The sequence below is a fragment of the Rhodopseudomonas palustris BisB18 genome (genome assembly GCF_000013745.1).
Taxonomy (GTDB): Bacteria; Pseudomonadota; Alphaproteobacteria; order Rhizobiales; family Xanthobacteraceae; genus Rhodopseudomonas_A; species Rhodopseudomonas_A palustris_F.
In genome coordinates, this window is record NC_007925.1 from 4287666 (window position 1) to 4299786 (window position 12121).

At 62.6% G+C, this 12121-nt stretch carries 11 protein-coding genes and 1 pseudogene; 2 read left to right on the top strand and 10 right to left on the bottom strand.

All coding sequences use genetic code 11. The features are described 5' to 3' along the window. Positions 1-236 precede the first annotated feature (236 nt). The 5 genes and pseudogenes from RPC_RS19325 to RPC_RS19340 form a co-directional block, all read right to left on the bottom strand. Positions 237-2945 (bottom strand): cation-transporting P-type ATPase, encoded by a 2709-nt coding sequence (locus RPC_RS19325; protein WP_011474274.1) that lies wholly within the window; start codon positions 2943-2945, stop codon positions 237-239. After that, a complete protein-coding gene (locus RPC_RS26545) occupies positions 2942-3232 on the bottom strand; it encodes a hypothetical protein (protein WP_041802080.1) in 291 nt (96 codons plus the stop codon). The genes RPC_RS19325 and RPC_RS26545 overlap by 4 nt, the downstream gene beginning before the upstream one ends. A gap of 205 nt (positions 3233-3437) precedes the next feature. Further along, positions 3438-3584 (bottom strand): hypothetical protein, encoded by a 147-nt coding sequence (locus tag RPC_RS26910; protein WP_415914852.1) that lies wholly within the window; start codon positions 3582-3584, stop codon positions 3438-3440. Next, positions 3565-3753: an NAD(P)-dependent oxidoreductase gene (locus RPC_RS26915; RefSeq protein ID WP_041802084.1), complete on the bottom strand. Its 189-nt coding sequence runs from the start codon at positions 3751-3753 to the stop codon at positions 3565-3567. Before RPC_RS26915 ends, RPC_RS26910 begins: the two co-directional genes overlap by 20 nt. A 73-nt stretch (positions 3754-3826) precedes the next feature. Beyond that, positions 3827-4270 (bottom strand): annotated as a pseudogene (locus tag RPC_RS19340) (DUF502 domain-containing protein); the annotation flags it as partial. A gap of 266 nt (positions 4271-4536) precedes the next feature. Here RPC_RS19340 and RPC_RS19345 point away from each other — a divergent pair. After that, complete coding sequence (locus RPC_RS19345; protein WP_080507363.1) at positions 4537-6213, top strand: sensor histidine kinase; 1677 nt, start codon at positions 4537-4539, stop codon at positions 6211-6213. 242 nt (positions 6214-6455) lie between these two features. On the opposite strand, the gene RPC_RS19350 is transcribed toward RPC_RS19345, so the two are convergent. Genes RPC_RS19350 through phnD form a run of 5 tightly spaced genes read right to left on the bottom strand, consistent with a single transcriptional unit; the run spans position 6456 to position 10257 of the window. After that, entirely contained in the window at positions 6456-6767 is a 312-nt protein-coding gene (locus tag RPC_RS19350) for a hypothetical protein (protein ID WP_041802086.1), read from the bottom strand. A gap of 39 nt (positions 6768-6806) precedes the next feature. After that, positions 6807-7628, bottom strand: coding sequence for a phosphonate ABC transporter, permease protein PhnE (gene phnE, locus RPC_RS19355; protein ID WP_011474276.1), 822 nt, complete (start codon positions 7626-7628; stop codon positions 6807-6809). Between the two features lies 1 nt (position 7629). Beyond that, positions 7630-8472: a phosphonate ABC transporter, permease protein PhnE gene (gene phnE, locus RPC_RS19360; RefSeq protein ID WP_011474277.1), complete on the bottom strand. Its 843-nt coding sequence runs from the start codon at positions 8470-8472 to the stop codon at positions 7630-7632. Beyond that, positions 8469-9287: a phosphonate ABC transporter ATP-binding protein gene (gene phnC, locus RPC_RS19365; RefSeq protein ID WP_011474278.1), complete on the bottom strand. Its 819-nt coding sequence runs from the start codon at positions 9285-9287 to the stop codon at positions 8469-8471. Before phnC ends, phnE (RPC_RS19360) begins: the two co-directional genes overlap by 4 nt. A gap of 28 nt (positions 9288-9315) precedes the next feature. Then, positions 9316-10257, bottom strand: a complete 942-nt coding sequence (gene phnD, locus RPC_RS19370; protein WP_049766226.1) for a phosphate/phosphite/phosphonate ABC transporter substrate-binding protein — start codon at positions 10255-10257, stop codon at positions 9316-9318. Positions 10258-10794: 537 nt separating this feature from the next. On the opposite strand from phnD, the gene RPC_RS19375 reads away from it, so the two are divergent. Beyond that, positions 10795-11997 carry a tyrosine-type recombinase/integrase gene (locus tag RPC_RS19375; protein WP_011474280.1) on the top strand — a complete coding sequence of 401 codons (1203 nt, stop codon included), beginning with the start codon at positions 10795-10797 and terminating at the stop codon, positions 11995-11997. The last annotated feature ends 124 nt before the right edge of the window (positions 11998-12121 follow it).

A 12121-nucleotide genomic window follows, 5' to 3' on the forward strand; every position in this document is an offset into this window, starting at 1 on the left:
CGATTCCTATCAAATCGCTGATCGGCCGCGATTTCCGGCATATGGCGACTCGTCTGTGCGACCGATCGCCGCGCGCGCAGAATCGACGCTTCGGCGTGAAGCCTGCTGCAGTGGTCGACTCTCATGATCGGGCGCGAACTGGCGGTCGACCGCGTTCTTTCAACACGACGGACCGACCGCTCCTCCGACTTTCGTACCAACTTGCATCGATTCCGCAGCAAGGCTGGTCACCCCGCTCAGTGACCAGGCGTTGTCGCCGGACGACGGAATGCGAGGCGCATCTGCTTTTCGGTCTCGATCAGGGCAAAGAACGCCATCCCGACGGCAACAATGAGCACGCCGTCGAGAATCGGAACGGCCCGGGTCCCGAACAGCTTCTGCAAGGGCGGCAGATAGGTGATCGCGAATTGCGCGGCTGTGACGGTGACCACCGAGAGCCAGACGATCGGTGTCCCTCGCACCGCGGCCAGGGTCAATGAGGTACCGTGAATGTTCCGAATGAAGAACAGGTGGAATATCTCGAGAACCACCAAAGTGTTGACCGACATGGTCTGCGCCAACTCGAGCGGATAACCTTTGTCCAACGCATAGGAAAACACCCCGAACACGGCGACCACGAACAAGGCCGAGACCAGCAGGATGTGCCAGATCAGTTCGCCGGTCAGAATCGGGGCGTCACGGGGACGTGGTGGGCGCTGCATCGTGCCCGGCTCGCTCGGCTCGAACGCCAGCGCAATACCCAGCGTGGTCGCCGTGATGAGGTTGATCCAGAGGATTTGCACCGCCGTCACCGGCAATGTCATGCCGGCGAGCAGCGCGACCATGATGGTCATCGCCTCGCCGGCGTTGGTCGGCAACGTCCAACTGATGACCTTCTTGATGTTGTCGTAGACCGTGCGTCCCTCGCGCACCGCAGCGGCGATCGAGGCGAAATTGTCATCGGCAAGCACGAGTTCCGAGGCTTCCTTGGCCGCCTCGCTGCCCTTCTGCCCCATGGCGGTGCCGGCGTCCGCCCGCTTGAGCGCGGGAGCGTCGTTGACGCCGTCGCCGGTCATCGCAACGGTGAGACCGTGCGACTGCAAGGCCGTGACCAGCCGAAGCTTGTGGGCCGGCGAGGTCCGGGCAAAGACGTCGGTCTCAATCACCGCGACCGCCAATTCGGCGTCCGACATCCGGTCGATAGCGGCGCCTGTGAGGATCGATCGGGAATTGCGCAGACCGATCTTCGCGGCGATCGCTCGTGCCGTCGCGCCGTGATCGCCGGTGATCATCTTCACTCTGATCCCGGCGCCGTGGCAGTCGGCGACGGCGTCGATGGCTTCCGGACGCGGCGGGTCGATCAAGCCGACGAGCCCGATCAGAACCAGCTGGCCCTGCAGATCATCGGTGTTCAGGATGGTGTCTTGCTGCCGCATCATGCGTGACGCCATCGCGATCACCCGCAGTCCGTCGCTCGCAAGCTCCTCCACTCTGGCATGCCAATATTCCGGATCGAGCGGCGCAACGCCGCCGTCGGCGCTGCGCTGACCGGCACACATCGGCAGAATCGCTTCCGGCGCGCCTTTGACGTGAACGAAGCCGTGCCCCACGTGATCATGGTGGAGCACCGCCATGTAGCGATAGATCGCATCGAACGGGATGGCATCGGTGCGGCTGAGGCCGTGGAAGGCGACCGCGTCGGTGATTTTGCCCGCCAGCGCCAGTAGCGCGCCCTCCATCGGATCGCCTTCGACCCGCCAGTCCTCGCCGGACCGGACCAGCGCCGCGTCGTTGCAAAGCGCAGCGCCGCGGGCGAATTCGATCAGGACGGCATGATCGGCTGGGTCGGCCACCGCATCGCCCGTTCGAATAACACCCTGCGGCGCATAGCCGTTGCCCTCGACCGCGAACCGGCGATCGGCCGACGCCAGTGCCATCACCATCATCTCATTGCGCGTGAGCGTGCCGGTCTTGTCGGTACAGATCACCGAGACCGAGCCCAGCGTCTCGATGGCGGGCAAGCGCCGAACAATCGCATTGCGCCGCGCCATCGCTTGCACCCCCACCGCAAGCGTGATGGTGAGCACCGCAGGCAGGCCCTCCGGTATCGCCGCGACGGAAAGCCCGACCACGATCATGAACATCTCTTCGAATGGCAGATGCCGAACGAAGATGCCGTATGCCAGCAGCCCGGCACTGACCAGCAGGATGAAGACGGTGAGCCACCGCGCGAAGATGTCGATCTGCCGGACCAGAGGCGTCGTCAGCATCTCCACGGTCGCCAGCATGCCGCTGATCTGACCGATCTGCGTATCCGCACCCGTCGCCGCCACCACACCACGAACGGTACCAGCGACCAGCAGCGTTCCACTGAACAGCATCGAGGTGCGGTCGCCGAGCACAGCATCTTCCGCCACAGCCGAGACGTCCTTGTCGACGGGGACAGATTCGCCGGTGAGGATCGCCTCCTCGACCTTGAGGCCGCGCGCTTCGATCAGGCGCAGATCCGCCGGCACGCGATCGCCGGCTTCGAGCAGCACGACATCGCCAGGAACCAGATCGACCGCGTCGATGCTACGGCGCGCGCCATCGCGCAGCACCGCGGTGTGCGGCGCCAGCATCCCTCTAATCGCGGCCATCGCGTCTTCGGCTCGTCCTTCTTGGATGAACCCGATGATCGCATTGGCCAGCACAACAGCGAGGATGACGCCGGTGTCGACGAGGTGGCCGAGGGCTGCGGTGATGATCGCGGATGCCAGCAGCACGTAGATGAGGATGTTGTGAAAATGCAGCAGGAAGCGAACAAATGCGCTGCGCTGCGGCGCCTCCGGCAACCGATTGGGACCATGGGCAGCAAGTCTGCGCGCTGCCTCGTTGGAGGTCAGGCCCTCAGTTCTGGCGTTCAGTGCTTTCAGAACGTCTGTGATCTGGAGGGCGTGATAGACTGAGGTAGTGTCCTTCGTCATCGTCGATCCACATTCTTGCCGCCTGGACGTGCCCCAAGGTTACGCCCATGGCGACGAAGATCAGGGAGAACTCGCTGATCTGCGCGACCGTGAGGGCTGCAAGAAAGCCCGCCCGTTTCCGATATCCCAAGACGCCCGACCAGGAACAGCAGCAGCGCGCCCGCCAATTCCGAGATGAAGCTAACGATCAGCGGCTGGCGGAGCACCCATCCAAGAAAGCCGACGACGGACGCCAGCATCAGCAGGGCAGCGATCTCGCCAAAAGCCAATTGGACGACGACTTCCATCAATTCTCCCGGACTCTTCCTCTGGAGCGTCCCACCGGTTGGCGGCCCGTCCGTCACGGTGTCACCGCACCACACGCGCACTGGTCGCGAATCCAGCGCGCACCATCGAGTACATCAAGCGCGACGGGCATGGCAGTGTGCAAATCGACGCTCCAATGCGGATCATACTGCAGGCCCTCGAAAGCAAAGAGCAACTCTGCCACGGTCAGGCGCGCAATTCCAATGCGACCAGATGCGCTTTTTGGCCAGTCCGTTCGAACTGCGAGATAGTGCGGATGGTCGTATCGGGGATGGCCATCAACGCCTCTTGCGTGAAGAAGGCTCGGCGAATGTCAGCGGTCGGAACAATCATCGTCTCGAATGACCTGCCCGGACAGGCTCTCAAAGAAGAGGTCGCTTTCGTCCTCATCGACATCCAGCCCCAAATAGCCGCTCTTCTTGCTCTTCAATCCCTGGATCACATCGCGCGTAGCAATGAGCGCGCCGCGTCCGGTATTGACCAGCATCACGCCCGGCTTCATCGCAGCGATCGCCGTCTCATCGTTGTGTCCAGGACGCCACGGTGGTTTATTTTCAGCTCGCGCGCGAATGAGGTCAGCGAGGCACCGCGGAGCGCACGTCAAGGTCGTTGGCTGCCGTCTCCGCGGCAACCGTAGCTGGCTCCGGGTTCATCCGGATCTTGCCGGGCGTCATTGTCCCGCCCGAGACAATGAAGGCCATCGCATCGTTGGCGCTCCAGTCGAGCCACACCAGTTGCTTGGTCGGCACGATCTCGACATAGCCCGACGTCGGATTAGGGGCGGTCGGCACATAGACTGCCGCGAGCTCTTCACCGGTGTCGATCGCCTCGAATACGGCCGTGACGAAACCGACGGCCCGCATCTCCGGATTCGGAAATTGGATGAGGACCACCCGCTGGCCGTTGCCGCCCTGCGGGCCGCTTTGCACGGAGTCGATCAGCGTGCGGGTTGCCCCGTAAATCGTTTTGACCAGCGGCAGCCGCTTGATCAAGCGATCGAGCATCCGGATGTAGCGGCGCCGGACCCAGAAAGACGGGCCTTAGCGCCGCGATGAACGCCACCGCCTGCTCACGCCGCCTCTGGGAATGGACCGCACCTGCCCAGCGAACCACCGACCATCGTATCGCCGCCAACTCGCGGTATCCGTGACGCTCCAGGATTGGGTCTTGCGTCGGATGCCCACCGAGTTGCCTGGGCCGTGGGCGACCGGGTCAGCCAAGCTTGACGGACCGACGATTGCCCGCGCTGTGGTGTCCGATTGAACTTGCGACGGAGGAATGCATCATGAGCGGCGACGTCGCGGCCGATCGCGCTCTTAGAAGCGCCGCAGGGCCAAGTGAACGGCAGGACGAGTTTCGGCAGATGTGGCTCCGGGTCGGTGCGCTCAACAACGTCCGAACTATCGGTTTTGCTACGGCTGGCTTTTTTGCCCTGGCGATCCTGATCACCGGCGGTCTGTTCCTATGGCTTGATCACCGCGCCACCATGACTCGGGCGGAGGCCGCCACGCGCGACATGTCCCGGGTCGTGGAAGAATACGCCATGCGGGTTTTCGAGATCAACGATCTGGTCGTCGCGAACGTGCTCGCCTATGTCGGCGAACGGGGCGGCGTCGACGCGCTTCGCGAGACGACAGCCGCAGCCGAGTTCCTGGCGGGGGTCACCCGACGGACCGCCGACACCGACCATCTCCTCGTCGTCGACGCCGGCGGTGGTTTGGTTGCCTCATCCGGCGAGGTGCCGCCCGCCGACTCCGGCTTCAGCGACCGCGCCTGGTTCAAGGCCCATCGCGCCGCCGGCGTTGACCGTTATGTCGGCGAGGCGATCATCGATCGCAGCACCGGAGAGTTGGTCTATACCTACAGCCGCGCGATCATCGATCGACAGGACCGGTTCGCAGGCGTCGTGCAGACGGCGATGCGTCCGAGCTTCCTCGACGACCTCGTCGCATCGAGCGACGTCGGCCGCGGCACGGTGCTGGCTATCTGGAGCGCGAGCGGCACTCTTGTTGCAAGAACCGGGATGTCCGCCGCCCAGGCCGGGCAAACGATCGAAGACGTGGTCTTGTTCCGCGAAATGGCGGATCAGGCGACGGGCACCTATCGCGCCGTGTCGGTGATCGACGGCGTCGACCGCATCGTGTCGTTTCGACGGCTCGACAAATGGCAAGTCGTGGTCACTGCATCGACCCCCCTCGTCAGCATCTTTGCGCCTTGGTACCGGCATCTTTCCTGGACCGCCGCCATCTGCGGCATCGTTCTGATCGCGATCGGCTGCCTGACCTGGATCGGCGCGCGGGCAAATCGCCGCGAAGCCATCGCCCGGACGAACCTAGAGGCCGCACTGAAGGAGAAGCACATTCTTTTGCAGGAGATCCACCATCGCGTGAAGAACAACCTGCAGGTGACATCCAGCCTGATCCGGATGCAGGAGCAGCGCTTCACGGAGCCGGCGTTCAAGGCCGCACTTCGCGACACCCAGGACCGGCTCCAGTCGATCGCCTTGATCCACGAGAGCCTGTACCGCGCGGATGCGGGATCAACAGTCGACCTGCCGGACTATTTCGAGCGCCTCGTCGGAGACATCGCGGAGGCGTATGGAGCGAAGTCGCGGGGCATCTCGATCGAGCTTCGGGCAGAGCCTTTGGTGCTCGAACTCACGCGGGCGGTGCCGGTCGGCCTCGTTGTCACCGAGGTCGTTTCCAACGCCTTCAAGCATGCGTTTGCGGGCACGCGCGGCGGAACGATCACGATCTCGGTACAACGTAGCATGGGCGCAATCGAGATCGTCGTGCGGGACGACGGCCGAGGCATGCCTGCGGCTACCAGCTGTTCCGGGCGCGGCGGCCTCGGGACCAAGCTGATCCACGCCTTCGTCGCGCAGCTCGATGGCCAATCCTCCGTGACCTGCGATGGCGGGACGGAATTCCGCCTGACAATCCCCGGCGAGAGACTCCAATAACGGTTCAGAGGTTCTGCGCGCGTCCAACGCTCAATCATAGGTCAGACCTGCGAGACCATGGACACAGCTGACGATTGCCACGCCGGAGATAACAATGGCGGCGACACACCGCAAGCTACACGTCTGCCGCGGACGTTGACCGTTCCCTCTGGAGGTAGTTGCCGTGCTGGCAGCACCTGCTATCCGCCCCCCTTCGTGTCCTCATATACGTTCTTCTGCGGGTCTGCGGCCTGAATTGACGTTCACATCGTTCGGGCGCCACGGAGGAGCCACCGAATCGAACGCGTCGGGCCTGACCGAACGCCCTGCGCCGCCGCCCGCTGCGCATCGAGCAGCGGCCGAAACATCGGGCGCACCGCGGCCGTCAGCCGCATCCAGCGGCGATCCAGCCATGCGGGTGCCAAGTGCAATTCGACCTTGCTCATCACCGGCGAAACCAAGGCAGCGGCAAGGAGGTTGCCGGCAGATATCTTCAAGCCCGACACGATTGTTCGACGCGTCGCGGTCAATGCCATCATTGGTCGGATGCGCAATACGATGTCGATAGTCCACATGCCGCAGCAGCCTTGCCTGCAATTCGCAGCACCGATGTGTCAGAGAATTCCCTTGCGGACCTTGGCGGTAAGCCATTCGCTGAACACGACTGTCGCCAGAATCATCAGCAGGATCACGCTCACCTGTGGCCATGCCAATGTATTGAGCGAGGTCTCCAGCGCAAGTCCCAGGCCTCCCGCGCCGACAAGCCCGAGCACGGTCGATTCACGGATGTTGATGTCCCAGCGGAACACCGAGATGGTCGCAAAGGCGGGCAGGATCTGCGGGACGATGCCGTAGGTGATCACCTGCGCAGGCGAGGCTCCGGTCGCCCTGATCGCCTCGACTTGCATCTCGTCGATCTCCTCGATGGCCTCGTAGAGAAGCTTGCCGATGAAGCCGATCGAACGCAGTGCGATGGCGATGATGCCCGCCAGGACGCCGGGGCCGAGCACGGCAACCAGAAGCAGCCCCCACACCAGTGCGTTGACCGAGCGGGAGGCCACGATCACAAACAATGCCAGCGGTCGCAGGACCAGCATGCTCGGCGTCGTGTTGCGCGCTGCCAGGAAGGCGAGCGGCGTCGCAACGACGATGGCGATCGCCGTACCGAGCGTGGCCATATTGATGGTATCCCACAACGGCCGCCACAGGCTATTGGCATAGTCCCAGCGCGGCGGCAGCATGCGACCGAACAGGTCCGCGGCCTGACGGGGCGCGTCCTCGACGAACGACCAGATGGTGCCGGCTGTCATCACGCGCCAGCACAACACCGTCAGCGCGACCAGCGCCAGCCAGCCGAGCCACTCCAGCCGCGTTCGTCGCCAGGTCTTGAACTGCCACCCTGAGGTCTTGCCCGTGGCCGTGCGCGTCGTCGGCATTTCAGGCGAACCGTTTCCGTATGGCGCCTGCGCCGTATTCGCAGGCCATGACGATGCCGATGATGATGAGAAGAATGGCGCCTGCAGTATCGAACTCGTAGCGGTCGAGCGCGGTATTGAGCGTCGCGCCGATGCCCCCGGCGCCGACAATGCCGATCACCGAGGATTCCCGGAAGTTGATGTCGACCTTGTAGGCCGTGAGGCCGATGAGGCGGGGAATCACCTGGCTTGCGACTGCAAAGTCGATCACCTGCCAAAAGCCTGCGCCGGTCGCGCGGATTGCCTCCACCTGCCCCGGGTCGATCTCCTCGATGTCGTCGGCGAGGAGCTTGGAGAGAAACCCGATGGTCGAGACGGTGAGCGTCAGAAAGCCCGCGAATGGACCAAAGCCGAACATGGCGACGAAGAAAATCGCGACAATGATGTCCTGCAGTGCGCGCGACATTGCGATCACACCGCGGCAAATGCCGTAGAGCCACCAAGGCGCGAGATTGCGCGCGGCGCCCAAACCGATCGGAACCGCCAGTAACACACCGGCCACGGTCGCCGTGACCGTCATGGTCAAGCTTTCAATCGTCCCTTGCTGAATGTCGCTCCAGCGAGACGTAAAATTCGGCGATAGAAAGCTCTCGAACAGCCGAGCGGCCCGCACTACGCCTTCTGAAACCCGCGCCCAGTTCACGTCGATCGTGGCAAAGGCCAGAGCCAGATATGACGCAATCCCGAGCAAGGCCGCCCAACGGGCCAACGGGCTTTCGATCAATCGCGGCGGCCGCCAGCGCCGCGCCGAAACTGCGGCAAGATTGGTCGAAACAGCGCTTGATGCGGAGGTGCCCGAATTCACTGCGCGGCTTCCATCCGCGCGATGATCAAGGGCTCCCCATCGTCAGTCCCGCCATCCCCCGCCGCAGTCCGGGTCCAATCCTCCTCGCCATAGATGGAGGTCAACACCTCGGCGGTTAACCCGCTGGCAGGGCCATCATAGACGACGATACCGGCATTGAGCCCGACGATTCGGGGAAGGAACGCCTGGGCAAGGACCACGTCGTGGATGTTGACGATCGCCGCCAGCCGGTTCTCGATGCACAATTCCGTCAGCAGCCGCATCACCGACCGGGACGTCTTGGGATCGAGACTCGCCGTCGGCTCATCGACCAGCAACAATTCCGGCTGCTGAATCAGCGCGCGCGCGATGCCCACGCGCTGACGCTGGCCGCCCGACAGCGCATCAGCGCGCTTGTCGATGTGGTCGATCAGTCCCACGCGTTCGAGGAGCGCAATCGCACGCTGGATGTCCTGCTCGGCGAAGCGTCGGAACCAGCTGTTCCAGAACCCGGTGTAGCCGAGCCGGCCGGCGAGCACGTTCTCCATGACGGTGAGGCGCTCGATCAGCGCGTACTCCTGGAAGATCATGCCAATCCGACGACGTTCGCGGCGAAGCGCGCCGCTAGAAAGGCCGGTGAGTTCCACCTCGCCGAGCTGCACCCGCCCCGAGCTCGGCTCGATCAGCCGGTTGACGCAACGGATCAACGTCGACTTGCCCGCCCCCGACGGGCCAATCAGGCCGATGATCTCTCCCGCTCCAACAGATAGGGAGACGCCTCTTAAGGCGGCTTCGCCGTTCTTGTACGTCTTGGTCAGCGCCTGGATTCGAAGCATCAATTACGATCCCAAGGCGCCTGCGCCGTCATTTGCACGTATAGCTGATGCCCATGGCGGCGTCGATGTCGCGAACGACTTTCCACGAGTCCTTGAAGGAGATCTCGACGAATTTTTCCTGGGGCGGCTCAGACTTCTGGAATTCCTTCAGCAGCTCCGATCCGTCCCATTTGAAGGAGAAGAACGCCGACTTGATCTTGTTCTGAAGCTCCGGCTTCAAATTGTAGACCACGCCATAGCCGGACGTCGGGAACCGATCGGACGCATAGATAACCTTGACCTGATCGCGCTTGATCACGTTGCGGGCGATCATCCGGTCCATGACGGAGGAGGCGATCGAAGCCGCCGGATAGTCCTTGTTAGCAACGCCGAGAATCGAGTTGTCATGCTTGCCGGAGAACACCGGCTCGTAGTCCTTCTTGGCTTCCATCTTGAACTGATCGCGAAGCAGAGCCGAAGGCGCCTTGAACCCCGAATTCGATGTTTCGCTGGTAAAGGCGAGCTTCTTTCCCCTGATATCCTCGACCTTTTCAATTCCCGACCCCGGATAGGTAATGAACTGCATCCGATAGCCGAATTCGTCGTTCATCGCCGCCATCATGGCGAACGGACGGAATCCTGCGCAGGCCACCGCGATCGGGTTCGATCCGGTGTTGAAGGCAGCGACGTGTAACCGTCCAGCACGCATCGCCTCGATCTGGGCGGCGTTCGACTGCACCGGGAAAAACTGCACCTTCTTGCCGGTCACCACCTCCATGTGCTTGAGGAACCCCTCCCACACTTTTGTATAAACGGCAGGGTCCTCGACCGGCGTGTAGGCAAACACCAGCGTGTCGGGATCGATCAGCTTGCTCGGATCGGTTGGAACGTCTGCGAGCAAATCGCCATCGGCATCAACGTAGCGCTCGTCAAGCGCATGGCTGCCGCCTGTCCCGAGCGCGGTGACGCCCGCCAGGGCCAATCCGAAAATGCACGCTTTGAGCCAGTGTCTCACCCTCGTCTCCTAACAGGTCAATGGGCCTGAAAGAGCGAGATATCACCGATTCATGACACCCCCGCTACGCCTGCAGATCCATCAGCCATTGCAGCCGCTTCAGGCCAATGGGCTCATCCTTCAGCAAGGGCACCAAGGCGTAGCGAGACTGGCGTGTTGGTTGGCGACCGAGTCAATTTCCCGCAGTTCATTGCGCGCGCTGCGCCACCGACGCCGAATTCTGCAACAGCCAGACTGCTGCGAATTCCCGATGGCAACAAGGAAGTCGCTCTCAAGTTCGGCGCGCGTTATCGCAATCCGGGCTGGTTCGCCTTTTGCTGGTACAGTTGGGTGGGCTCGAACCACCGACCTCCTGTTCCACAGACACCGCGAGGGCTTCGGCGGCACTACGCCAATCCCGCCTTTCGTGCGAAAATCACAGTATTATCAATGAACAGGCCCGCCGCCTCCCGCCTTACCTGCGCTGCAATTGGCGCTATGGTGGTAGCTACGTGGTAGCTACAGAGGTGATCGATGGCTGTCTCAAATATAACGATCCGCACAGTGCAAGCACTGAAGCCGGGCGAGACTATTTGGGACGCAGACCACCGCGAAGCGGTGCGGGGCTTTGGCGTTCGGCGTCAACGTGATCAAGCGACCTACGTTCTCAAGTACCGATTGTTCGGTCGGCAGCGCTTCGTGACCATCGGTCCTCACGGCTCCCCTTGGACACCAGAGCTTGCACGCAAGGAGGCCAAGCGGCTTTTGGGCCTGGTTGCGATTGGCAAAGACCCGGCGGACGAGAAAGCCAAGGCGCGCCTGCAGGCAGCCGACACCCTCCGAGCAATCGCGGATCAATATCTCCGGAACGCCAAACAAAGGCTGAAGCCCCGGACCTATTCGGAGATAGAACGCTACTTGTTGGTCAGTTGGAAACCCCTCCATCCGGTCTCGGTCTTCCAGATTACTCGCCGCCATATCTCGGCTCGTATCGCTGACTTCGAATCAGCTCATGGAGCGGTCTCAGCAGCCCGCGCCCGCACGGCCCTGTCCTCAATGTTCAACTGGGCAATACGCGAGGGCCTTGAGATCGCTGCGAACCCGGTTCTCGGCACTAACCGACCCGCGCAGCCGGGAAGCCGCGAACGGGTCCTCACGGAGACGGAGCTATCAGCCATCTGGCACGCCTGTGGCGATGACGATTACGGACGCATTGTGCGTTTGTTGCTGCTCACAGCACAACGCCGTGATGAAGTGGGCAGCATGCAATGGGCCGAACTTGATACCTTTTCGGGGCTCTGGACGCTGCCAAGCGCCCGGACCAAGAACCATCGCGAGCATTCGCTACCATTTGTTCCCGCCGCCCTGGCCCTACTCCCACCCCGCCGAGATGGCCTAGACTTCCTCTTTGGTGACGGACCCCGACGCAGCGGTGACCCGCATCGTGGGTTCTCCGGCTGGTCAAAGTCGAAGGCGGCGCTTGATGCACGGATCGCGGAAGCGCTCGGCAACCCCCTGCCCCATTGGACAGTTCACGATCTTCGGAGGTCGGCATCCACGGTGATGGCCGACCGGCTTGGCGTGTTGCCACACATTGTGGAGGCGATCCTAAACCACGTCAGCGGCCACCGGGCTGGCGTTGCCGGAGTATATAACCGCGCTCGGTATGCGACGGAGATGCGCGAGGCGCTTGAACGCTGGACAGAGCACGTTGTGGCCTTGCCAGCCCAAAAATGAGGCAGGTCGACATTGTGATAGCGGGTGCCGGCCTCTCTCATATTGGTTTCTCCCACGGGGCTGCCGGGGTCCATTCCTAATTCAAGGAACTGGCCCCCGACCCAGCGTTATGATTCCAGTGCTG